Origin of the sequence: Pontibacter sp. Tf4 (assembly GCF_014212495.1) — a bacterium.
In the GTDB taxonomy this organism is placed as follows: Bacteria; Bacteroidota; Bacteroidia; order Cytophagales; family Hymenobacteraceae; genus Pontibacter.
In genome coordinates, this window is record NZ_JACKZC010000009.1 from 26,133 (window position 1) to 50,893 (window position 24,761).

Annotated in this window: 20 protein-coding genes; 5 read left to right on the top strand and 15 right to left on the bottom strand. The window is 48.6% G+C overall.

The genetic code is table 11. The features are described 5' to 3' along the window. Positions 1-8: 8 nt before the first annotated feature. The 11 genes from H7F15_RS15150 to murI form a co-directional block, all read right to left on the bottom strand. Complete coding sequence (locus H7F15_RS15150) at positions 9-1,901, bottom strand: amidophosphoribosyltransferase (protein ID WP_185197841.1); 1,893 nt, start codon at positions 1,899-1,901, stop codon at positions 9-11. Between the two features lie 8 nt (positions 1,902-1,909). Continuing rightward, the gene (locus tag H7F15_RS15155) at positions 1,910-3,424 is read right to left on the bottom strand and encodes an NADH-quinone oxidoreductase subunit N (RefSeq protein WP_185197842.1); all 1,515 of its coding nucleotides are present in this window, start codon (positions 3,422-3,424) and stop codon (positions 1,910-1,912) included. After that, a complete protein-coding gene (locus H7F15_RS15160) occupies positions 3,425-5,098 on the bottom strand; it encodes a NuoM family protein (RefSeq protein ID WP_370523747.1) in 1,674 nt (557 codons plus the stop codon). A gap of 175 nt (positions 5,099-5,273) precedes the next feature. After that, positions 5,274-7,445 carry an NADH-quinone oxidoreductase subunit L gene (nuoL, locus tag H7F15_RS15165; RefSeq protein ID WP_255481272.1) on the bottom strand — a complete coding sequence of 724 codons (2,172 nt, stop codon included), beginning with the start codon at positions 7,443-7,445 and terminating at the stop codon, positions 5,274-5,276. Between the two features lie 228 nt (positions 7,446-7,673). After that, the gene (gene nuoK, locus H7F15_RS15170) at positions 7,674-7,979 is read right to left on the bottom strand and encodes an NADH-quinone oxidoreductase subunit NuoK (protein WP_221627096.1); all 306 of its coding nucleotides are present in this window, start codon (positions 7,977-7,979) and stop codon (positions 7,674-7,676) included. A 2-nt stretch (positions 7,980-7,981) separates the two neighbouring features. Beyond that, positions 7,982-8,494: an NADH-quinone oxidoreductase subunit J gene (locus H7F15_RS15175; protein WP_185197844.1), complete on the bottom strand. Its 513-nt coding sequence runs from the start codon at positions 8,492-8,494 to the stop codon at positions 7,982-7,984. Between the two features lie 29 nt (positions 8,495-8,523). Then, the gene (locus tag H7F15_RS15180) at positions 8,524-9,114 is read right to left on the bottom strand and encodes an NADH-quinone oxidoreductase subunit I (protein ID WP_185197845.1); all 591 of its coding nucleotides are present in this window, start codon (positions 9,112-9,114) and stop codon (positions 8,524-8,526) included. An 82-nt stretch (positions 9,115-9,196) separates the two neighbouring features. Beyond that, entirely contained in the window at positions 9,197-10,300 is a 1,104-nt protein-coding gene (locus H7F15_RS15185; RefSeq protein WP_185197846.1) for a complex I subunit 1 family protein, read from the bottom strand. Between the two features lie 342 nt (positions 10,301-10,642). Beyond that, positions 10,643-11,827, bottom strand: coding sequence for a glutathionylspermidine synthase family protein (locus H7F15_RS15190; RefSeq protein WP_185197847.1), 1,185 nt, complete (start codon positions 11,825-11,827; stop codon positions 10,643-10,645). Between the two features lie 23 nt (positions 11,828-11,850). Further along, positions 11,851-12,402: a hypothetical protein gene (locus tag H7F15_RS15195; protein WP_185197848.1), complete on the bottom strand. Its 552-nt coding sequence runs from the start codon at positions 12,400-12,402 to the stop codon at positions 11,851-11,853. A 916-nt stretch (positions 12,403-13,318) separates the two neighbouring features. Further along, positions 13,319-14,134 carry a glutamate racemase gene (gene murI / locus H7F15_RS15200; RefSeq protein WP_185197849.1) on the bottom strand — a complete coding sequence of 272 codons (816 nt, stop codon included), beginning with the start codon at positions 14,132-14,134 and terminating at the stop codon, positions 13,319-13,321. A gap of 331 nt (positions 14,135-14,465) precedes the next feature. On the opposite strand from murI, the gene H7F15_RS15205 reads away from it, so the two are divergent. The 3 genes from H7F15_RS15205 to H7F15_RS15215 all read left to right on the top strand — a co-directional run bounded on the left by H7F15_RS15205 (position 14,466) and on the right by H7F15_RS15215 (position 17,429). Further along, a complete protein-coding gene (locus H7F15_RS15205; protein ID WP_255481273.1) occupies positions 14,466-14,969 on the top strand; it encodes an RDD family protein in 504 nt (167 codons plus the stop codon). A 93-nt stretch (positions 14,970-15,062) separates the two neighbouring features. Next, positions 15,063-15,458 carry an SPW repeat protein gene (locus H7F15_RS15210; protein WP_185197850.1) on the top strand — a complete coding sequence of 132 codons (396 nt, stop codon included), beginning with the start codon at positions 15,063-15,065 and terminating at the stop codon, positions 15,456-15,458. 93 nt (positions 15,459-15,551) lie between these two features. Continuing rightward, entirely contained in the window at positions 15,552-17,429 is a 1,878-nt protein-coding gene (locus tag H7F15_RS15215; RefSeq protein WP_185197851.1) for an ABC-F family ATP-binding cassette domain-containing protein, read from the top strand. Positions 17,430-17,508: 79 nt separating this feature from the next. On the opposite strand, the gene H7F15_RS15220 is transcribed toward H7F15_RS15215, so the two are convergent. After that, entirely contained in the window at positions 17,509-17,805 is a 297-nt protein-coding gene (locus tag H7F15_RS15220) for a hypothetical protein (RefSeq protein ID WP_185197852.1), read from the bottom strand. A gap of 34 nt (positions 17,806-17,839) precedes the next feature. Here H7F15_RS15220 and H7F15_RS15225 point away from each other — a divergent pair, with 34 nt between their 5' ends. Beyond that, positions 17,840-18,580, top strand: coding sequence for a phenylalanine 4-monooxygenase (locus H7F15_RS15225; protein ID WP_185197853.1), 741 nt, complete (start codon positions 17,840-17,842; stop codon positions 18,578-18,580). A gap of 55 nt (positions 18,581-18,635) precedes the next feature. Here H7F15_RS15225 and H7F15_RS15230 read toward each other — a convergent pair whose 3' ends face one another. From H7F15_RS15230 to H7F15_RS15240, 3 genes are all read right to left on the bottom strand, one after another. After that, positions 18,636-19,475, bottom strand: a complete 840-nt coding sequence (locus H7F15_RS15230) for an Ig-like domain-containing protein (RefSeq protein ID WP_185197854.1) — start codon at positions 19,473-19,475, stop codon at positions 18,636-18,638. 293 nt (positions 19,476-19,768) lie between these two features. Continuing rightward, the gene (locus H7F15_RS15235) at positions 19,769-20,446 is read right to left on the bottom strand and encodes a hypothetical protein (RefSeq protein ID WP_185197855.1); all 678 of its coding nucleotides are present in this window, start codon (positions 20,444-20,446) and stop codon (positions 19,769-19,771) included. Positions 20,447-20,544: 98 nt separating this feature from the next. Then, positions 20,545-21,645 (bottom strand): CaiB/BaiF CoA-transferase family protein, encoded by a 1,101-nt coding sequence (locus tag H7F15_RS15240; protein ID WP_255481274.1) that lies wholly within the window; start codon positions 21,643-21,645, stop codon positions 20,545-20,547. Positions 21,646-22,422: 777 nt separating this feature from the next. On the opposite strand from H7F15_RS15240, the gene H7F15_RS15245 reads away from it, so the two are divergent. Next, positions 22,423-23,796: a DEAD/DEAH box helicase gene (locus H7F15_RS15245; protein ID WP_185198003.1), complete on the top strand. Its 1,374-nt coding sequence runs from the start codon at positions 22,423-22,425 to the stop codon at positions 23,794-23,796. The last annotated feature ends 965 nt before the right edge of the window (positions 23,797-24,761 follow it).

The window sequence follows — 24,761 nt, forward strand, 5'->3', positions numbered from 1 at the left end:
TAGTTGGCTTAATAAGCTCTCACTGATTTTTTCTCTACAAAGTTCATGAACGCACGGTTCACTACTCTTGTGCCGCCCGGCGTTGGATAGTTTCCTGTAAAATACCAGTCGCCTTTGTGGTTCGGGCAGGCCTGGTGCAGGTCTTCTATAGTTTGGTAAATTACCTGAACTTCGGCATGTACATCCGGGGCCTTTACAATTTCAGATACTTTGGCGGCCAGCTCATCGTGCGTGAACAGGTCGTATAGTTCCTTCATAAAGTTGGTCTGCTTAAAGGCTTCGGTGCCTTCGGTAGCCACACACTTGTCGTACACTTCGTCAATTTTATAGTACAGACCACGGTCCTTCAGCAGTTCCAGCATTGCTCTGAACGCCACAAACTCCTTCACACGGCTCATGTCTATACCATAACAATCGGGATAACGGATCTGCGGTGCACACGATACGATGATGATCTTTTTCGGCTCCAGCTTATCCAGCATCTTTATGATAGACTTCTCCAGCGTGGTGCCCCGAACTATAGAGTCATCCAGTACCACCAGCGTATCCACACCTTTCTTTACTACTTCGTAAGTCGTATCGTACACGTGCGTTACCAGGTCGTCGCGGTTGCTGTCGTCGGTAATAAAAGTGCGCAGTTTTACGTCTTTTATCACCAGTTTCTCGGCGCGCGGCTTAAACGACAAGATCTCGTCCAACTGTTCCTCGCTAAGCTCCTGGTTCAGGATAGCCTTTTTACGGTAGGTGCGCAGGTAGTCTTCAATGCCCTTCATCATGCCCAGCCACGATGTTTCGGCCGTGTTCGGGATGTAAGAGAAAACCGTATTCTTCAGGTCGTAGTTAACGGCTTCCAGAATCTGGCGGCAAAGCAGCTTGCCCATGTTCTTGCGCTCCTCGTAGATCTCCGGGTCGTTGCCGCGCGAAAAATAGATACGCTCAAAGCTGCACGATAACTTCTCGCGTGGCTCCAGGATCTCTTTCAGAGTCGGATTCCCTTCTTTATCAACTATAAGCGCGTGGCCCGGCGTAATCTCTTTGATAGCGCTGTAGTCTACATCAAAGGCCGTTTTAATGGCCGGCTTCTCCGATGCAATTACAACTACCTCGTCGTCAATGTAATAATAGGCCGGACGGATACCGTTCGGGTCGCGAACCACAAACGAAGCACCATAACCAGTTAAGCCGGCCATGGCATACCCGCCGTCAAAATCCTTGGCTGCACGCTTTAGCACGCGTTCCAGGTCAAGGTTTTCTTCAATCAGGCTGGTAATTTCCTTGTTCGTGAATGCATCTTTATAAGAATCGAACAGCTCCTGGTTTTCTTCGTCCAGAAAGTGGCCGATCTTTTCCAGTACCGTAATAGTGTCGGATTTGTGTTTCGGGTGCTGACCAAGCTCTACCAGTTTCTGGAACTGCTCGTCAACGTTGGTCATGTTAAAGTTACCGGCTACGGCCAGGCTGCGGCTGCGCCAGTTGTTTTCGCGCACCATCGGGTGGCAGTTGTCCACGCTGTTGATGCCGTGGGTACCGTAACGCAGGTGACCCAGGTAAACATCCCCTAAAAACGGCATGTTCTCCCAGATCCATTCTATATCTTCCGCCTTCTCAGGATTGTTCTCCTTCAGCTGCTTATATTCTTTACCGATCTTGCCAAAAATACTGTCGATGGCGCGGGTCTTTACCGAACGGAAACGGCTGATGTATTCCATGCCTGGACCGGCATTTATCTTGATGCTGGCCACGCCTGCCCCGTCCTGGCCGCGGTTGTGCTGCTTCTGCATAAGCAGGAACAGTTTGTTAACGCCATACATGGGCGTGCCATACTTCTCAACGTAATACTCAATTGGTTTTCGGAGCCTGATCAGGGCAATACCGCATTCGTGTTTTATTGAATCGCTCATGTTTGCTGTTAAAGAGTTTGTGCCAATAGCCTCTCGATCCAGTGGAGCAGCAGGTCGGGTTTAAAGAACAGGACCAGCAGCGGCACCGCAAAAAAAGCCAGCAGCAGCTTATCTGACAGTGAAATAACTAATTTTTCTTCAGTTAAATTCCTTTTCAGGAAAAGGTAGTATGGAATCCGGATATAGTAAAATAAGGCCACGCCTGTCAGAAGTACACCCGCTACCAAAAGGGTCAGCAGCATAGGTTTACCGAAGGCAGAATACGCCTCCCAGACGTTGGTAAAAACCAGCAGCTTGCCCGTAAAACCAGCCAGCGGCGGCAGCCCCGTAAGCGACAGCAGGTAGAGCAGCGCCATAACGCCCAGGTAAGGCAGTTTGTGCCCTAAACCTGTAAAATGCTCCAGCTTCTGCACACCAAAATTCTCTTCGGATATTTGCAGAAACAGGAACATGCCATAGTTCATGAACAACAGCACCGATAAGTAGAACAATACACCCGTGGTATAGTTGGTGCCAAAGGCCATCAGCGCCATCAGCAGGAAACCGGCATGCGACACGGAAGAATAAGCCATCAATCTGCGTGGTGTTTTTTGCCAGAGGGCGGTAAAGTTACCGACTACAAGGGTTGCCAATGCCGCAATACCCAGGAACAACAGCACATCATCAAAATAAGCAGCTACAACCGGATCGGAGAAGGCAGCCACGAAGCGCAGAATAACGATGATACCCGCCATTTTAGGCCCTGTGGAGAACAAGGCAACTATAGGCATGGGCGCGCCCTGGTACACATCCGGCACCCAGAAATGGAAAGGCGCAGCTGATATTTTAAAGAAGAAACCGGCAAAAACAAGGATGGCAGCTATCGTTACCAGCAACACATCGGCCTGCAAAAGTGCCTGCCAGAAGGTGCCTTCGGTATAATTTAAGGAACCGGTAAAGCCATAGAAAAACGACATGCCATACAGCATCACACCTGCCGACAGCGTACCGTATAGTACATATTTCAGGCCGGCTTCTACGGCGCGCTTTTCCTGTTTTAAGGTGAGTGTCAGGATGTAGGAGGCAATGGAAACGAGCTCGATAGCCAGGAAAACCATGAGCAGGTTGATGGATTTGGCCATCAGGTTCAGGCCCAGCACCAGCATCAGGATCAGAGCATAGTATTCGCCGCGGCTTTCTTTCAGCTTTTCCAGCACTTTGCTTTGCAGCGACAGAAGCACCGTAAAGATACCTGCCGCACTGAACAAAATACCACTGAAACGGGCCAGGCCATCCGAGCGCAACAGATTCAGGAACTGCACGCCACCAGACGTATAGCCACCCAGGAACTGAAGAATAAGTGCTGAGAACAACCCGGTAAGCGCCAGCCACGGCAGCAGCTGTTTTATAGTTCTGGATCTGAACAGGTCTATAGTTACCAGCAGCAAAAAGAACCCGGCCAGCAGAAATTCCGGCAGCAGCGAGCCTGCCCCGGCAAGTATAGCATCAATAGATTGGGATAAGTATGCTGTTTGCTCCTTCACTTACTTAACTATAGTTGATAAGACCATTTGCAGCTGCTCCTGCCCGTTGCGCAGCACAAACTCCGTAAACCCTTGTGTTGCCATTCCAATCTTGTTCAGCAGCAGGTGCGGAAAAATACCGAACAGCAGCGCCAGAACAGCTAAGGGTACCAGCATCAGGTATTCGCGGGCATTCAGGTCGCTCATTACCGCTTTGGCGCGTAGCTCCGGGAAGATCCAGTATTTACCGAAGAACATGCGCTGCAGTGCCCACAGGTAATAGGCAGCCGCCAGCAGCAAACCGATCACGGCAACTATAGTTAACCAGCGCGGCAGCAAACCAGTAATATCCGGAGCGCTAAAGCCACCTACCAGCACCAGCAGCTCGGCTATAAACCCGGAAAAACCCGGCAAACCTAAGGAGGCAAAGAAAGCGATCACCACAAACGTGGTATAAGCCGGCATGCGTTTGGCAAGACCACGGAAGTTCAGGATCATGCGGTCGTGGGCACGGTCGTAAATAACGCCTACCACCAGGAAAAGCATAGCCGAAATAATACCATGGCTGAACATCATGTAAATAGCACCATTTACCCCTTCCGAAGTAAGCGAGGCCAAGCCCAGCAATACAAACCCCATGTGCGATACCGACGAGTAAGCGATCAGCTTTTTCAGATCGTTCATGGCGAGGGCACAAAGGGCACCATAGATGATGGAAAGCACACCTAAACCACCCACCAGCACCGCAAAATAAGCACCGGCATCCGGGAAGATCGGGTAAACTATACGAATTAGACCATAGCCACCTACCTTTAACAGGATAGCCGCCAGCAACACCGAAATAGGTGTAGGCGCCTCTACGTGGGCATCGGGCAACCAGGTATGCACCGGCACTGTGGGCACTTTAATGGCAAAACCGGCAAACAATAACAGGAACGCGATAAAACGAACCGGTAGGTCCCACAACACTGTACCCGAAAGCACATGCAGCAAACTACCCGGTATAAAGTTGGCCGGGTCCATCATGGCCGGAATACTGAAGGTACGAACTATATCAGCTCCACTTATCGCATTCTGCTGTAACGCCTGCTGCACCTGCAGGATCGTATCCGGATTAATGCCACTGGTCTGCAACATACCCAACTGCGCAGCTGTAGCCAACGGGTCAATTACAGATGTATAAAGTCCGATCATCACGATCAGGATAAAAAGGGAACCTACCAGGGTATAGATGAAGAACTTGATGGCTGCATATTCGCGTTTCGGGCCACCCCAGATACCGATCAGAAAATACATTGGCAGGAGCATAAACTCGAAGAACAGGTAAAAAAGGAAGAAATCCAGGGCCAGGAAACAGCCCATTACGCTGGTCAGCAGCAGCAGGTAGAGCAGGAAATAGCCTTTTATGTTCTTTTTGATCGTCCAGGAAGAGATAACGCCGATAACGCCAACTATAGCCGTAAGCAACACCATGCTGATGCTGATGCCATCCACACCCACAAAATATTCGATCTGGAAACGGCCCAGGTTTCCCAGCGAAAAGCTGATCCAGTCCAGTTTATTTACGAACTGGTAGCCCTGCTGTCCGTTGGCGGCGGCTGTGCCATCAAAGTTCAGATACAAAACTATAGCCAGCACCAGTTGCAGCAAAGCCCCGCCCAGTGCCACTCCTTTTATAGTTTTAGGCAGGCGCATGGGTAGCAGCAGTACTATAAACGCTGCCAGTAACGGAGAAAAAATAAGGCTGCTTAGTATAAAATCCTTCAAGCTACTTATTGTTGATTGTTAATTGCTGCTTGTTGTTTTTAACACCACTTCAGCAAAATCTTATAATCTCTTAAATCTTATAAATTCTAGTTCCAAAGATACTTTAAAACAACACGATATATAGTATTATCAGAATAAATCCGAATAATGAATAGGCGTAGTAGCTCTGTACCTTACCATTCTGCAGATTGCGGCCTAACACCCCGAACATTTTCGAGAGCGCAGCCACGAGCCACACCAGCCCATCAACCACCAGCCTGTCGAACCAGCCCACCATTTTAGAGAGCACGACCAGCCATTTGCTGCCATAGTTCAGCGTGTAATCGATCACGCGCTTGTCTACCCGGTAAAGTGTTCTGGAAAGCAGTAAAGCAGGCTGTATCAGGGTTCTGTTATAGATTCTATCAAGGTAAAAGTGGTTGTAGGATAACCTGGCAAAAGTACCTGTTGGTTGTTCCTGAAGCAGTTCTTCGCTGGTTTTACGGTTATAAACGACAAGGGCAGCAACTATACCCGCAGCGGCCAGCAAAGCCGACACTACACCAATTACAATATGCTCCAGGTGATTGGAATCGTCCTGCAATGTTACTGCCTGTACCAGGTTGTCGGCTAACAGCTTTAGGGAGGCATTATCTAAGCTAACACCGTTCACCACCCAACTGCCGCTAAAGCTCAGCGGATTAAGCGAGAAAAAAATACCCAGCGATAGTATGGCCAACAGAAGGACCGGTGCCAGCATCACACGCTCCGTTTCCTGCCGAAGCGAATAACGGATATGCTGCACATTAAACGGTGACCGGAAGCTACCAAAGAACATGAACCATAGGTGGCGCGTCATGTAAAAAGCGGTGAGCACTACAACTGCAAAGCCCGTTACCGGAACTATAAAATACAGCAGGTTGCCATTTGCGCTCATGGTCTGTGCCCAGGCCCAGCTAACCGAAAGAATAGCATCCTTTGAAAGAAAGCCGGAAGTGAGTGGAATACCAGCCAGAGCCGCTGCCGCAACCAGGTAACTATAGAACGTAAACGGCATTGTTTTGCGGAGCCCGCCCATGTTGCGGATGTCCTGTGCATCCAGGTGCTCCAGGTGCGCATGGTGCAGCCCGCGGTGCATGGCGTGTATGATGATGCCCGAGTTTAAGAACAGGGCTGCTTTAAAGAAAGCGTGCGTGGTCAGGTGGAAAAGAGAGGCATCGTAAGCGCCAATTCCCATACCCATCACCATGTAACCTAACTGCGAGATAGTGGAAAAAGCCAGCACAGCTTTGATGTCGTATTGCTTTAGCGCAGCCAGGGCACCTACCAGCGCGGTAATAGCGCCAACTATAGCTATAACAGTCAGTGCATCCGGCGTTAAGAAACTATAGCAGCGGGCCACCAGGTAAACACCTGCTGCCACCATGGTTGCCGCGTGTATCAGCGACGATACCGGCGTCGGGCCTTGCATGGCATCTGGTAACCAGACCTGCAACGGAAACTGCGCCGACTTGCCCACACACCCCATAAACAGGCCAAGGCCGGCAAGAGTAAGCAGCAGCGGCGTAAGCTCCAGTAGCCACGGCTCTCCGTTAAAAGTGCAAGCAAGTATAAAATTTCCGTTCACCCAGTTGCCAGCGCTTATAAGTGACCGGAGGGCTTCCAAATCGAAAGTGCGGAAGTAGGTGTAGAAAGCAAACAGCCCAAGCAGCAAGCCGATATCACCTACCCTGTTTACCAGGAAAGCTTTTTTGTTGGCCGCCACTGCTGCCGGTTTGTGGTACCAGAACCCGATGAGCAGGTAAGACGACAAGCCCACCAGTTCCCAGAACATGAACAACAGCAACAGGTTATCAACTAGCACAATGCCCAGCATACTGAACGTAAAGAGCCCCAGGTAAGCAAAATAACGATGATAACCGGAATCACCGTGCATATACCCTACCGAAAACAGCTGCACCAGCGTGGAAATGAAGGTTACGATTACCAGCATCAGCACGGTCAGGTTATCCAGCAGAATACCGGCTGTAAAATCTGAAACTATAGTTGATGGCAGGCTGAACCAGGTCATGCGGGCATGGTACGTATTAGAGTCCCAGGTCTGGGCGAACAGGTAAACCGATAACGCGAAGGTTATAGTTGAAATACCGATCGCCAGCCAGTCGACGCGGCGTGGCAGACGCTTACCGAAAAAGAACAGCACCAGAAAAGCCAGCAGCGGCAGCAGTAACACTACCAGGGCAGTAGCGGTTTGCGGTGTACCAGCCAATGGCTTTAAAAGTTCGGTCAGCTCCAAGTTTACAGGTTATAGTTTGGGGTTTCGGCGGCCAAAGTTAAAATATTTAGACCAGTGATTAAGGAGATTAAACTGATTTAGCTGATTTTTCTATTAGTGTCAGGGCGATTAAAATGATTTCTTAAGCTCTGTAACCTGCTCCTTTTAGATTTCAAAGGCTTAAATAGTCAAAATCAAGCTGCTGCTATAACTATAGGAGAATCATATAAATCAACTTAATCTCCTTCATCACTGGTCTGTTGCTATCTCGTTCAGGTTGGCGGTTTTGAAATGCTGGTACACACGCAGAACTATAGCTAAGGCAACAGCAGCTTCGGCAGCAGCCACAACTATAACAAACAGGGAAAACAACTGCCCCTGCAACAACTGCGGATCGTGGCGGCTAAAAGCGACCAGATTCAGGTTGGCAGCATTAAAGATGAGTTCAATCCCCATCAGCACCACCACCGCGTGGCGTTTGGTAATAACGGCAAGTACACCAATGCTAAAAAGCACGGCACTCAACAGCAGAATATGTTCTAAAGGAATGTTCATCGTTATACTTTCTGTCTGTCGGTGGCAATGTAGGCGGCTCCCATCAAAGCGATGAGCAGCAGCAGCGACGCAATTTCAAAAGGCAGTACAAAGTCTGTCATCAGCTTTATTCCTATAGTTTGCACCGTACTTTTCTGGTCTCCGAGCACTGTTATTTCTGTAGGCTGCAGCCAAGGCAAACTGCTGATATTTGCTTTTAAGATACTATAGCTCAAGCCTACAACTATAAGCCCGGCTACCAGCGCGCCCCAAACCGTATTCACGTTCTCCGACAGCACCGACTTATCGTGCACCCGGCAACTGAGCATGATACCGAAAAGTATGAGCACCAGCACCCCGCCCACGTACACCATCAGTTGCGTTACCGCTATAAAATCTGCAAACAGCAGCACATAAATGCCGGCTACACTCAGCAAGGTTATCAGCAGCGAAAAACCTGCATACAACAGGTTGCGCGTCAGTACCATGTAAGCCCCCGAAACTATAGCCAGTGCGGCAAAGATGTAGAAAAGCATTTTTTCAGTTATCAGTTAACAGTAATTAGTTATCCTTGCCTTCTTGCTGCCAGCGCGGCTGCTTTGGCGGCGGCCATTTCTTCCTGCTGCTTAGCCAGAAGCTGCTTTTTCTCTTCGGCCTGCTCCGGACTCAGATCAGTGAAATGGTAGATCATGTTTTTGATGTCTACTTCAGCAAAATCGTAAACCGGCGTCATAGTCAGGCAGTCGGTTGGGCAGACGGTGGTGCAGAGGCCGCAGTAGCAGCACTTAGCCATATCGATATCGAATACCGGTGCGTACAGGCGTTTTTTGGTACCGTCTGATGTCATCCCAATTTCTTCCGTCGCTTTTACAGACTCAATGGTAATGCAGTTTACCGGGCAGATTTTGGCGCAAAGGTCACAAACTATGCAATCGTCAATCTCGTTGTGCAGGCGGTAACGGCCGTTGTCTGGTACCGGAATGGCCTCGTACGGGTAAGTTAGCGTCACCAGTCCGTCGGGTTGGTTGAAGTAGTTCTTATCAGTCACGTACTCCGGCGTACGGCGGTTTTTGGCATTCTTAAAATGCTTCCACGTCAGCTGCAATCCACTTACCAGCGACTTTACCGCAAACCAGAAACCGGATCTGTTTTTCACTTCGTTCAAGTTAAGAGTTATGAGTTAAGAGTTAAGAGTTCAAATCACTTTAAACTTTTAACTCTTAACTTTTAACTAAATATCATATCATCAATAATCGCCAGATGCCTGCTATTAACACTACACCTAACGCAATGGGCGTAAGCACTTTCCAGCATAAGTGCATCAGCTGATCTACGCGCAGACGCGGATAGGTCCAGCGGATCTGCAGTTGCAGGAACAGCAGCACAAACGTTTTGCTCAGCAACCAGAAGCCTCCCCATAGTATACTTGATAGCTCTCCTACGGTGCCGGTGGTCCAATAAGCTAAACTGAAAGGGCCGATGTTCGGCAGTGGTGTATTCCAGCTTCCCAGGAAAAGGATCACCGCTACCAGGCTAACCAGCACCATCATGCTATACTCTGCCAGGAACAGCATGGCAAACCGGAACCCTGAATATTCTACGTGAAAACCCGCCACCAACTCCGACTCTGCTTCCGGAATATCGAAAGGCGCACGGTTGCTTTCGGCCAGCGAGGCGATGAAGTAGATCACAAAAGCAACCATTAGTATAGGAGCCCGGAAAATGTTCCAGGTGGTAATGCCGCCTATAGTTGTCGTGTTGATACCCAGCGCTTCGATGCCAAACAACCAGTTTATTTCATGTTCCAGCCCCGGAAACTGGTTTATCAAAGCGCCTTGCTGGTAACTGATCTCCTGAAAATCCAAAGATTGGCACACCATAACAGCAGCAAGTATAGCCAGGCCAGCCGGAATCTCATACGACACGATCTGCGCTACCGAGCGCATGGCTCCCAGCATGGCATATTTGTTATTAGAGCCCCAGCCCGCCATCAGCAAACCAACTACATCCAATGAGATGATTGCCAGCAAGTAAAAAACGCCAATACCGATGCCCGCAGGCACCAGATCCGGAGTGAATGGAATGACGGCAAAACCAGCAAAAACAGCAGCAAAAATTAGGATCGGGGCCAGTTTAAACAGCTTTTTATCGGCAGCGGCGGGTACTATGTCTTCTTTCTGCAAGAGCTTTAGTACATCCAGCACTGCCTGTAACGAACCGTGCGGACCTGCCTCGGTTGGGCCCATGCGGTCCTGCATAAAAGCCGCCACCTTCCGCTCTGCATACGCCAGCACGATCACTATAGATAGTAATAGCACAAGTGTCAGCACAAAAGCGAGCATAGGCGGTTAGGGTTTATTAGCTGGCAAAGGTAGTTTTTAATGTGCTAATGTGGTAATAATTGTTTAAGGTGCTAATGTCTGAATCTTTAAACAGGACCCCTACCCCAAGGATTTACAAAATTTAGGGATGAGCAGGATAAAACTATAGTTTCACATTTTTGCTGGCGCGAGTTTGTAACTCGTGCCTATTTATAGTGTTGAGTTTGTAACTCAACTGGGCGGGACGCCCAACTATAGTTCGTCACGAGCGAGGACGCTCTCGCCATCGCATTAACCTATATTAGTTCAGCACATTAACACATTTTTACATCAGCACATTACTCCATCTTCAAATCTGAGAACCTACTCTACCAAATGCGGCACAAACTGCGACAGGTTGGTGATGATGCCTTTCTCTCTTCTAAAACCGATAGCACAACCTTCTCCTGCCCAGAAAACGCCTGCCTGGTAGGTATAGCCTTTGTTGTCTTGTGGCAGGTCGCACCAGCGTTGGTATACCTGCTGTTGCTGGTCGTATTCGCCTTCCATTTTGGTAACACGTACCTTATCTACCACTTCTATACTCTGCCCTTCACGGCCGAAATATGGCTTACGGATGTACTTGTCTCTTAAAGGTGCAAGGTCTGCTTCTAATAGTAGCGGGTGGTACGGGTAGGCTTTCCAGAGCCAGGCCAGCATGCCTTTGCTTTGAAACAACAAGGTATAAGCCGGGTTCGCGATCACCACATTCCGGCTGCGCACAAGCTGCGTCAGGCTTTCGCAAAGTTCAGGTTCTTCCCAGGCAATCTGCTCCCAGGGCAGTAACTTGAACAGGAACGGAAACTGCTGCCATTGCTCCTGCCCTATCTGCGCCCAAACGCCACGCTCTGCACCCTGTGTAGAAATATTTACTTCCTCAATCGGGCTCAGGTGTGTATCAAAACCGGCTTCGGTGGCAGCCTGGGTCAGCACAGCACAGTTGGTTTCGTCTTCGGCGCTACCACCGATATAGGTCAACAGCAAAGCAGGGGCAAGATCATTGTTCATCATGCGCCAGGTTTTGAATTGCTCAACCAGTGCCTCGTATAAGCCGGAATACTGGTTAGCATCGTTTTTACCGGCCGCCGCCAGGCTTGCCCATTGCACCACAGCCGTTTCGGGTATGGATGTGGCTGTATCAGCGTTAAACTCAAGCAGCTTCGGTCCTTCGGGGGTTTGGGCCAGGTCAAAACGGCCATACAGGTGCCAGTGGCGGTCGTCGTTCCAAGACTGGCGTACCAGTTGCCACAGGTTCTGCGGTATTCCCAGCACATTCAGGAAAGCATCCGGCAGATCGTCGGGCACCGCCTGTAGCATCATGTCGTACAAGGTGTCGGCAGCTTCCAATAAGGCATCGGCATCCGTTTCGTTCAGGACCACAGCCTCACCGGGTACATAATTGGCGCAACCATCTTCCACACACCAGTCCCAGCCAAGTCCGCGCACAGCAGTTTCTACATCGCCCGTGTGTGGTTCCAGGCGCATTCTTATTCTTAAATTATCCAGCATCAACTATAGTTCTGAAATGATACTTACCCGCCAAAACCGCCGCCACTGCTGCGACCTCTGAAATAGCCACTTCTGCCGGAGCGCGGCGCTGTGCTCTGCTGCCGGTAGGTCTGTACGTTCTGGCGCCAGGCTGCCGTGTTGTTCATAACGCCGGGGTTTGCATAGTAAGCAGGTCGGGGCGACATCATGCGGCCTGCCATGTAGCCCATGCCGCTCCACCACAACACGCTGCCCAGTCCAAAACCACCCTGCTGGTATGTTTGCTGGTTAGCTGCCAGGTCTTTCATCTGATTTTCGAGTGCCAGACCCTGAAGCGTGTCTACCCGGCCATCGTTATACTTTAAAATAGCCATACTTCCACCCGGAGCGGTCGTGCGTTCGTCAGTGATTTTCCATTGATCAGGCGCTTCTTCGGTAAGTTCGGTAATGATGCCGTCCGGTACTTTCACTTCTTCACTGGTACCTGTAGTGTTGTTACTGCTGTCGCCGCAGCTGGTCAGGCCCATACAGGTAGCTGCCGCTACAATAAAAGCGTTTCGTTTCAGGTCGCCAATGCGCAGGTATCGTTTTTTCATAAGTTCTGATGGATTACAGTTAAAGGTACGGTTTTTACACCGAATTTGATAATTAAGCCCGGATTTGGGCCTCAATTGGTCTGGTTGAAGGGCTTTGGTTTAGCTATAGTTTTATAGTTGAAACTATATTCTCAAGGTTATGAAAAAACACCCCCTACCCCTCTCAAGAGGGGAATTTCAGCTATAACTTTAGTTTGATTTATAGTTTCATAGTTGCAGTGGTTCAAACCACCCCTACCCCTCCTTATCCAAGGAGGGGAACTCCGATACTGCTATAGATTCAACTATAGTTCTATAGTTGCTGCTTTAACACCCCTGTAGTCCCCTCAAGGGGACAATCTCTGCCTTTGCTATAGTTGAAGCTATAGTTCTATAGTTACAACTCAAGAGCAGGTAGGCGCAGCCTGCCCCGAGGAATTACAACCACGAACAAGAAATCAATCTGCTATCACTACAAGCAGGTAAAGCAACTATAGCCAAAGTCGTAGCTATCGAATTTGATCTCAGTCTTTGGGTTGAGCGCCTTTGACTTGTTGCGGTGCCGCCAGGCAATCCGAGGTACGAGGATAGCAAGAAGGCAGCAGCGCGATGCCCGAAGACGGGGCCTCCCGGCCCGGGAGGGAGCCAAGCTAACTATAAAACGATAGGCTCATAAAGCTCCCAGGATTAGAAGTAGCTATAGAACTACGGCTTGGTTCTAATAGTAGGCAACGTAAACTATAGAAGGATAGGCTGTATAAGATCCCTCGACTTCGCTCGGGATGACAAAGAAGCAACTATAGCCTGAGATAGATTTCTCACTCTGTTCGAAATGACAGAAGTGTGTTATTGCACATATAAGATGTCTCGGCTTTGCTCGACATGACAAATAGGGAAACTATAACTTATCAAACTATAGCTCAACCCAGAACCGACCTTATTCCCATAACGGATAATGCTCCAACTCTACTTCCCTCTTAAAGAAAATACGGGTGCTTTCTTCGAAGGAACGGGTAAAATCAGACACATAGAAATGATGATCGCCGGTTAACTTATCCGAGGCCAGGTCATGCTGCTCCAGGTAGTTCTTCACGTGCTGAGCTACAATCTGGCTGGCATCCAGCACATCCACTTTGCCTTTATAGTAATTTTCGATCTGTTTTTTGATGAGCGGATAGTGCGTACAACCTAAAATGAGCGCTTCAATGTTGTAAAGGTCCGGGTCCGAGAGGTAAGCATGAATGACACTTTCTGAGATGGTATCGTTAAAGAAACCTTCCTCGATCATGGCGGCCAGCAGCGGCGTAGCATGCGACTTCAGTTCGATGCCCAGGTCCAGCGCATCTACTTTTTTGCGGTACACATTCGAATTTACAGTTTGCTTGGTGCCGATCAGGCCGATGGTTTTGCCGGGATAGGTATTGCCGATGTACGAAACAATCGGGTCGATCACGTTCAGCACTTTGGCTTTGCTGCCCACATATTCTTTTACCAGCTCGTAAGCCGCCGCCGAAGCCGAGTTGCAGGCTATCAGAATAACTTTACATTGCTGCTTCAGGAGCAGGTTACAGATCTTGACCGAGTAAGCCTGTATGGCCGCAGCCGACTTATCGCCATAGGGCAAGTGAGCAGTATCTCCGAAATAAATCAGTTTTTCGTTGGGCATCAGTTTTGTAATTGCCTGAGCCACAGTAAGTCCGCCAATACCGCTGTCAAAAATTCCGATCGGCCAGTGTCTTTTCTCGTTTTCCATCGTATGCGAAATTACTTAAAAACCGATTTATATGCCGTTTACCCGTAAAATATGTGTGTTCACAAAGTTGGGCAACCTTTTTGAATTATATAAAACTTAACTCAGTTACATTTGCAACAAGTATATTACAATAACAAAAACAATAGTATAACTTTTATCAATTTCTTTGTAAATTTTAAACTAAAAGTTATATTTAACTGAATTTAGATTCCACAACTGTTGTCTTAGCCAGATAGCAGCCTGCCAAAGGTGAACCTACTGCATAGTTTATGTGCACACAGTCAGACTATACTATTTTTTATTTCCCGGATAGTTAGATAAAAAGACCCTTATGCAAACAGCTCTTACCTTGCCCGCACCTACTATAAAGCGTTCATCCCTGTACGGCAGCCTGACCAGTCGTTTTGTGGCTTTTCTGGTTGATACGACCTTACTGGTGTTCTTTTATACCATTATCTTTTATTCAGCAGGCAGCAATGCCCAGCACATCAGCTCCTGGGATAAATCGATGCACTCCGATGGCATCAGTTTTTCGGAATTGCTGCTTATTGGCAAGGTATTGTTCTTTAACGTGTACTTCCCGGCCGTGCACTGGCTGTATTATACCGTACTCGAGTCGTCGATGAAGCAGGCAACGATAGGCAAATTTACGCTTGGCCTTAAAGTGACCGACCTGCGTGGCAAACGCATCAGCTTCTGGCAGGCCAATCTCCGCTACTTCAGCAAGCTTTTATCCATTGCACCGGTTTGCCTTGGTTTTCTGCTGATGCTGACCACCCGCCGCAACCAGACATTTCATGATTATTTTGCACGTACGGTAGTTGTATCTGATTAGGGCTTTTCCTAAAAAAATTGTACAAAATATTGCCACATCCTTTTACGGGACTCGTATACCTATACCTGAGTATCAACAAGAAAGGAGTATAATATGCGATTTATCCCAACCCGTTTCCACGGAGTATTGGACTATATAGTAGGTATCTTTATGATCATAGCACCGTGGATCCTTGATTTTTCGGACAACGACTATGCCACCTGGACGATGGTAATTGCCGGCCTTGCCACTTTGCTGCAGACCGTGTTTACCGACTTTGAAGTTGGATTGGTTCGCCGCATACCCATGCAGAGCCATCTTATAGTTGATTTTAGTCTGGGTGTGCTGCTGGCGCTGTCGCCGTGGATGTTCGGATTTGCCGATCGTGTGTTTTTACCGCACCTGATCGTAGGTATTTTCTCTATCCTGGCTTCGCTTACCACGCACCGCGTACCAAGCCGTAGTTACAGGGCAGAGCATACCACCCCGGATCATATCCGAAACTTTTAAGAACAAGCTACATTAGTTTAAAAACAGGCCAGCCTTATCGGTTGGCCTGTTTAATTTTACCTCCTTCCGTCAGAAATACCTTAACTTTGCTTTATGAATTACCTATCCGCAGAAAATATAGCAAAAAGCTACGGTGACCGCTGGCTGTTCAAAAACCTGAACTTTGGCATCAGCCAGGGGCAGCGTGTGGCACTGGTTGGTGTAAACGGCTCCGGAAAAACCACGTTACTGAATGTGCTTGCAGGCAAAATTCCGCCCGACGAAGGCATTGTAAGCGTGCGCAGGGAAGTGAGCATTGGCTTTTTAGGACAGAACCCTGAGTTTGACGAGAACCTGACCGTGCAGCAAACTATATTTTCGGGACAGAGCGATGTGCTGGATGCCATACGTGAGTACGAAGTTGCCCTGGAGAACCCTGCTACCAGCCCAGACAAGATGCAGCGCATTATGGAACGGATGGATGAACTGCAGGCCTGGGACTTTGAGCTAAAAGTAAAACAGATCCTGTCCAAACTGGGCATTCATAACCTCGAGAACAAGATCAGCCATTTATCCGGAGGGCAGCGCAAGCGTGTGGCCATGGCCCGCGTACTGATTGAAGAGCCCACCATGCTGATACTGGACGAACCGACCAACCACCTGGACCTGGACACGATCGAATGGCTCGAGAACCTGCTCTCTACCCAGAACACTACCCTGCTGATGGTAACCCACGACCGTTATTTCCTGGACAAGGTAGCCAACGAAATTGCAGAACTGGACAACGGCGAACTATACACGTACAAAGGCAACTATAGCTATTTTGTAGAGAAGAAAGCATCGAGAGAGGAAATGGCCGCGGCCGAAACCGAGAAAGCCCGCAACCTGATGCGCAAAGAACTCGACTGGATTCGCCGTCAGCCAAAAGCACGTGGTACCAAAGCCAAGTACCGGGTTGATGCCTTTGAGGAACTGAAAGAGAAAGCGGCAAAAAAAGTGAGTGGCCCGCAACTGGAACTATCGGTGAAAACCACGCGCCAGGGCGGCAAGATCATTGAAGTAGATCATATCTCGAAGTCGTTTGGTAGCAAAAAGATTGTGGATGACTTTAGTTATGTGTTCAAGAAGAAGGACCGCATTGGTATAGTTGGCCCGAACGGTGCCGGCAAATCTACTTTCCTGAACATGCTGGTAGGCAAACTGCAACCCGACAGCGGAACAATTGATGCCGGCCAGACCACTGTTTTCGGTTACTATACCCAGGAGGAGCTTACGTTTAAAGAAGGACAGCGCGTTATTGATATTGCCAAGGAGATTGCCGAAGTAGTGGAAATGGCCAACGGCGAAGTAATTACAGCCAGCCAGTTTCTGCAGCATTTCCAGTTTGCGCCGGCGCAGCAATATACCATGGTTAATAAGCTGAGCGGTGGCGAAAAGCGTCGTCTGCAGTTGCTACGCGTGCTTATCAAAAACCCGAACTTCCTGATACTGGATGAGCCTACCAACGACCTGGACATTATTACGCTCAACATATTGGAAGACTTCCTGCTGAACTTTGGTGGCTGCCTGCTTATCGTCAGCCACGACCGCTACTTTATGGACCGTTTGGTAGAGCATTTATTTGTATTCGAGGGCGAAGGCAAGATCCGCAACTTCCCGGGCAACTATACCGACTACCGCGAGTGGCAGAAGGAACAGGGCAAACAGGAACCGGAAGTTAAAACTATAGTTGCCGCCCCTGCTCCCGAGAAAAAAGAAGAACCTGCGCAGGCAAAACGCAAAGCCACCTACAACGAGAAAAAGGAATACGAGCAGTTAGAGAAAGACATTGCCAGGCTGGAAGCCCGCAAATCAGAGATTATAGAGCTGATGAACGCCGGCACCACCACCGACCACGCGCAATTAACCGCCTGGGCTACCGAACTGGAAACGATTAACGAACAATTAGAAGAGAAGGAATTCCGCTGGCTGGAGCTGGCCGAACTGATGTAACTATAACCGATTGCAACTATAGCAGAGCGCTGTTCAGGTAAACCCGGGGCAGCGCTTTTTTTAGCTAAATTTCCGACCTTCACGTAACAGTACTTGCAAATCCGGAAATATCTCCCATATTTGCAATACAGATAAACACATGCACCAACCAGCTCCCATAGCAATCACACTTACCCTGCCGACCTCTGTTGGCCAGGAGCTGCTGCATATTGCCTATACTTATTGCCAGAGCATCTATAGCTATTACCGCTATTATTATCGCCGCCTGCGCTGCGCTCTCTTTGGCAATCACACCTGTTACAATTTGTAAAAAGTAAACCGCAAGGTTATACCTATAGTGATATCGAAAGCAGAGCGAAAGCTCTGCTTTTTTCATTTATACCCATTTGTAAACTATAATCTAAAGTACCATGAACCTGACACAGCACTACAGCAACTACACCACCGAGAACCATACCGTTTGGACCATCCTTTTTGAGCGACAGTACCAGAACCTGCAGGGCAAAGCCATTCCCGAGTTTTTTGAAGGGCTGGAGAAAGTAGGTTTCGACCGCGACCGCATCCCCGATTTTGTGGAAGTGAACAAGCGCCTGAAACCACTGACCGGCTTTAAAGTGGTAGCAGCCCCCGGCATTGTGGACGATGTTCTTTTCTTTCAGTTGATAGCAGATCATAAATTTCCGGCCACCGTCTGGATCCGGAACATGGACCAGCTGGATTACCTGGAGGAGCCGGATATGTTTCATGATGTGTTTGGCCATGTGCCGCTGCTTACCATTCCGGTGTACTGCCAGTTCCTGGCTAAGCTCTCGCAGCTGGCCCTGCAGTTTACCGACCGCCCCGATGTAATAGACCTTTTAACGCGCATTTACTGGTACACCATCGAGTTCGGCCTGTTCAACCGGAATGGCAAAGCACAGATCTATGGCGCGGGTATTCTGTCGTCGGTAGGTGAAAGCAACCTGTCTGTTTCGGAGGAAAGTGTGAAGTTTGGGTTTGATGTGGAACAGATCCTGAACACGCCTTATATTAAAGAGACTTTCCAGAGCCAGTACTTCCTGATCTCTGATTTTAAAGAGCTGCTGGCTGCACTGCCAGCCCTGGAGAAAGCCCTGCTCAGACTAAAAGCAGCACAACCCGCTGAAGTATAAAAAACTATAGCAGGTCCCGGTTACAGAACTATAGCCGGGACTTGCTATAGTTACCTTAGGGTAAAAAATACTTCATTATTTTCTCTTTAAACTCATCTGCAGTCACTTCCTTGTCATTATTTTCATCCCAAAGTGCGCCAACCCCATCTGTCAGCTCATTCTCTGATATAAGTTCATTTTTGTCGATATCCCACCGCTCAAAAAAGTTAAGGTCCTCCATTCCCTGTTCAAATTCGCTGTACTCGAGGTATTCGTTTTTATTTGTATCCAGCGTTGTCCATAGTTGGAGGTGCCCGCCGAAATCCATCCCAAACGTATTCACAAAGTCAGGCTCAATGTTATAGTCCCAGCTGTTCCTGTTTAGTATAGTATAAAAGGCCAGGTTGAAATCAGATAAGTTCAGATCGTCCTGGTTACCGTCTGCCAGCTCAAACCAGCCAGTTGTAGTGAATGCCGTATAAAAATTGAGCTGCGCGAGATCTTCAGTGATAAGATTGATTTCCACCGATCTGCTGGAAACATTCTGGTAATGGTCCTCGGCTTCCACTACAAGTTTGTACAAACCGGAGGCAGCAACGCCGGGCTGTATCACCTGGTTTATATTCCTTTCCTTTGCGGTAATCTCCCGTCCATCATCCTGCACATCAATAGGAATCCGTTTACCAGCACGATCTTCCAGAAACAGCCTCATTTCTTTAATGCCCTCCCCATCGGTGGCAGTTGCTCTAATGATCACAAGGCCGATCGCTAAGTACGTATCATCTGCTATAGGAGAAGTAATGGTGATCTGGGGAGCCACGGTATCCCGGTTCGGGTCGGGTACCTCGTCGTTGCTGTCGCAGGCTGCCAGCGCAAGCAACAGCACGCACATCTTAGGCCAATAATTTTTTTTCATAGTTCAGATTTAGTTTTACCAGCAGAGGGACAAAAGCAAATCAGAAGGCAGGTACTCTTCAGCAGAGCAGGGATTTTAGGTAGAGCTCAAACCCGGGGAGGATCACAGCTACATAACAATCAGTATGTCAATTATTTATAACGAAACTCTACTTTACTGGTTGTTAATAGCAGCGCAAACTTATATCCCAACTATAGCAAAAGGGAACGCACTGAACTACAGACAGCACATTCCCCTTTACCGGTAATTTTAGCTGGCACAACTATAGCCAGCCGTATAGTCAGAATCTATCGTTAATGTGTAAGCGTGGAGCTCACCTGGAAGCCTAATTTTCGTGGCTGTGTGATCACGTTTTCCTGTTTCTGTTTTAGGGTGATACGCTCAATTTCGCTCACGTCCTGGCCCATCAGATCGTTGTTTACAGCAGCAACCATGGCGCTTTCAATGATCAGGCGCAGCGTTTTGTTGTTGATCACGTTCTGAGCGATGCGGTCGTAAGGTAATTCCATCTGCTTCACGCCTTCAATCACGAAGTGGCGGTCAATATTGATCAGCATGCGGCCAACCAAGTAACCCGGGTCGTCCATGCGGTTATACTTTATAGTATCGGCCATAAAGTTGTAGGCCATGATATGCCCGAAAAACCTGCGTCTGAAATCTTCCTCTATGTAGTCGTTTCGCATCAGCTCGTAATCCTCCGGGAACGTGATAATGTTGGTGTGCATAATGAACATGAGCAGGTCGCCGGAGAACTTTACATGAAACTCGAATTCGCTGATATTTATGTATTCGATGATCACATCAGCGTCCTTTTTGGTTATGCGGGTGGTCAGTTTCTTTACTATATCCTGGGCAATTTCCTTCATCCGGTCGAAGGTAGCTTTTGTGTTGCGGTAAATAGCTTGCTTGGTTACAGATTTCTGGTGAAGCCCATTAATAATATCGTTAAGTCTTTCGTCTGATACTGCCATGGTTTTTGTATGCTCGGTAGTTTGAATGATTTTACAGCAGAAACTGGTAAAGAGTTATAAAATATAGTTCTGAAGGTGTTGCAACTATAGTTACATTCTCAGGTTTTGTAAGCCGGCGGAGGCGTAAGCTGCAGGGGCTCTTCCTCTCCTGTTTTAAACGCGATCTGGCGCACACCCGGCTTTGCGTCAGGACTTTCCAGCAGCATCTCCCTGGCTTGCGGCAGTTCAAAAACATCAGCAACTGTGTTTACGGCACCGGCAGGTACATGCAGTTTATGCAGGGCAGTTAAAAGTTGTTGCCGGGTATGTTTTGCAATGAGCTGGCCTAACAGTTCGTTCAGTTCCTGCCTGTTTTGTACGCGGCTATAGTTGGTTTTAAACCTGGCATCATGTGCCATTTCCGGAGCTCCCAGCACAGTACATAAGCGCTCAAACTGCCGGTCGTCGCCAATGGCCAGCACCAGTTGCCTGTTATCGTGGGTAGTATAAACCGTGCCGTAGGGCACAATGCTGGGGTGGCCCGAGCCCATACGCTGCGGATTGTAGCCGGCTACCAGCCAGCCGGTGGCCTGGTTTGCAAGGGCACTCACGGCTGCCTGCATCAGCGACACATGCACATACTGCCCCTGCCCTGTTCGCTCCCGTTGCAATAAAGCAACCAGCAAGCCTTCTTTCAGCTGATGTGCAGCCAGTAGATCTATTAAGGCAACAGGCATTTTGGTTGGCAGTCCGTCGGGTTCACCGTTCAGGTACATAAACCCGCTTTCTGCTTGTATAACCGCATCGTAGCCAGCCCGGCTATCGTCGGTGCCGTAGCCTGTCAGGTGCCCGTAGATCAGCCGTGGGTTTATTTTCTGAAGCGAACTATAGTCTGTGTGCAGTTTTTCGGCATCGCCGGGCTTGTAGCTGGCAATTGCAATATCGGCCTGCTTTACGAGGGCATAAAAGTGTTGCAGATCGGTAGCGTCAGAAAGGTTTAGCGGCAGTGACTCTTTGCCCCAGTTGGCAGCACAAAAGTAGGCAGGTGTATCGGTATCGGCAGGTTCGGAGCTGAGCTTCCAGCGCCGGGTTACGTCGCCGTTTGTGGCCGCATTTTCTATTTTAACGACGCGGGCACCAAGCTCTGCAAAAAACTGCCCTACGCTTGGCCCGGCCAGTACGCTTGCCAGTTCCAGCACCAGCATATCCTTTCCTATCATGGTCGGTTTGTTATAAAGGCCCGGTTTTGTGGCAGCAACCAACTACCCGCACCAGATCGGCTGCAATATATAAAACACAACCATATACCCACGCAGCAGGCAAGGCAACTATAACAGCAGGAATTGGTTTGGAGAATGCGAGCGGAAACTATAGAGATGCGCAAAAGCTGCCTGCAAGGAGCCGGGGAAGTGCTGCTCCGCAGAGGGATTTACCAGCTAACAAATTGCCAGGCAGCAGGTTACTATAGTAAAAAGAAAATCGCGTTGATAATGTTCACTCCTAACAGCAGGTAGAAGTTTGGTGATTCTTGTATAGCCTTTTTCATATTCAGAGATTATAAGGTGTTAAAATAAGGTAGTGTTAAACACTTTCTCATCTTACGCCCGGCTATAGCAAATGTTACACACAAATATAACTTTTCATATAAACACACTTATAGATAGATATATCTATTTTTATATATAATGCAAAATATATTAAAATTTACACCCTAAAATCAACCTGACAGCTACTTAAGTGCAACATATACCTAATTCTATATTTTGCACTACACAATATATTGTTCAATTTTTTATAAACATATAACTAACTATATTTTTCGGGCTGATGCTTGCATGACAAGTGCTGTGCAGAAAAAATGTAAAAAAACTTTATCTTTACCATAGCCATACGAAGCACTTTGCGTAGCAGGCGTATAACAGACTGACATAAAGAACACAACGTTGAATTTCCATTCATTTAATTTACACGCAGATGTTGTAACAGGTATAGAATCGATGGGCTATAACACGCCTACGCCTATACAACAACAGGCCATCCCTTTAATTTTAGAGAAAAAAGACCTGATTGCCTGCGCCCAGACCGGGACAGGCAAAACAGCAGCGTACCTGCTCCCGCTTATCGACAGGATTTCGCATGCCAACGCCTCGCACACCAGCACCCTGATTCTGGTTCCTACCCGCGAACTGGCCAAGCAGATAGATGAGCAGGTAGAAGGCCTTGGCTATTTTGCTCCGGTCAGCTCTATTGCCATTTACGGCGGTAACAAAGGTGACGAGTGGGACCAGCAGAAACGCGCCCTAACCAGTGGGGCTGATATTATTATTGCCACGCCGGGCCGCCTGATGTCGCATATGGCGCTGGGCTACGTAAAGCTGGACCAACTGAACTACCTGGTACTGGACGAGGCGGATAAAATGCTGGATATGGGCTTTATGGACGACATCCTGAAGATCGTGCGCCAGCTGCCAACAGAACGCCAGACCTTGCTGTTCTCGGCTACCATGCCTAAAAAGATCCGCGACCTGGCTCAGCAGATCCTGAAAAGCCCGGAAGAAATAAACCTGGCCGTATCGAAGCCTGCCGAGGGAATTGACCAGCGCATGTACCTGACGTACGACAACCAGAAACTGCCTTTGCTGGAGCACCTGCTGCGCCAACTGGATGTGCAGAACATGATCATCTTCACGTCGCGCAAGTCGAATGTGGCGCAGATCGTAAGGTCGTTGCGGAAGATGGGCTTCGAAGCAGAAGGCATACAGTCGGATATGACGCAGGATGAGCGTGAGGCGGCGCTACGCGATTTCAAGAACCGTAAATACCAGATACTGGTTGGTACCGACATCCTTTCGCGCGGCATCGACATCGACAACCTGAGCCACGTACTGAACTTTGATATGCCGCAGGATGCCGAAGATTATGTACACCGCGTGGGCCGTACGGCACGTGCTGCCTCCACTGGTATGGCTATTACCTTCGTGAACGAGAACGACATGTACCGCGTGCGCCGCGTAGAGCAACTGATCGAGCGCGACATTCCGAAGCTGCCTTTACCGGAAGACTTCGGCCCTGGCCCGGTATATGACCCGACTAAAAAAGGCCATACCCGCCACCGCGAAGGCAGCAAACCAGGACAAGGCAACCACAACCGCCCTCAGGACCGCAACAAGAACCGTAACCGTAATAAACCAAAGGGCCCGAGACCGGAGCAAACAACAGCTACCGCAGAGGCACGCCATGCTGTAGCACAGCCAGCTGCCGAAGGTGAAGCCACCAAGCCTAAAAAGCGCCGCAATAACCGGAACAGGAACCGCAACAAGCGTGGCCCGTCCGGTAACGCCACGCCATCCGCAACCCCAACCGAAAGCTAAGCTTTCCCTTACCCGGGATTTACTGGAATAAGAAGACTCAGAAGAGACGCACGGTGTTGCGTCTCTTTTTTTGGTCCAGTGATTTACGGGATTTTACTGATTTTTATGATTGAGGCTATAGTTATAGTTTGGGTTCTATAGTTACTGTTTATTATCTGATCCTGCACAGGAGCGGGAGATTTACCCCTTCCCAGCCTTCCCCTAAAAACAGGGGAAGGAGCTTAGCTATAGTTTTATAGATAGCAAACACAGCCCTACCCTTCTTGAGAGGGGGATTGTCTGAATCAGGATTTGCAGGATTAATGGATTTTCAGGATTGGGCTTGGCTATAGTTGACTACCATAGTTTTATAGTTACAGTTAGTCATCCCCCTGCCCCCTTCAAAGGGGGACTTTCTGCTATAGCTATAGTTTAGGCTATAGTTCTATAGTGGTTGTAGTTCAAACCACCCCTACCCCTCCTTATCCAAGGAGGGGAACTCTGCATCTGCCATTTCACAAACTATAGTTACAGACCGAGAGCAGGACAGGTTTACCTGTCCCTACGGAAATACAACCACGTGTAAAACAGTTTTACTATAACCAAGAGACAATAAGCAAACTATAGCCAAAGCAGCAGCTATCGAATGTGATTTCAGTCTTTGGGTTGAGCGCCTTGTAGATTTCCGGTGCTGAAAGCATTGCGAGGTACGAGCAAAGGAAATGTACACCGCGCGATGCCCGAAGACGGGGCCTCCCGGCCCAGGAGGGAGCCAAAGGAACTATAAGAAAATAGGCTCATAGAGCTCCCAGGATTACATGTAGCTATGAAATAAACGGCTTGGTTCAAGTGGTAGGCAAAGCCAGCTATAGCACCAGACGCTAGCAGGAGCTGCGCACGCTGCTAGGTCTTTAGCAACTATAGTTTGAGATAGATTTCTCACAGTTACGCTGGTCCCTATTGACTCTCTTCTCAGGCATGTTCGA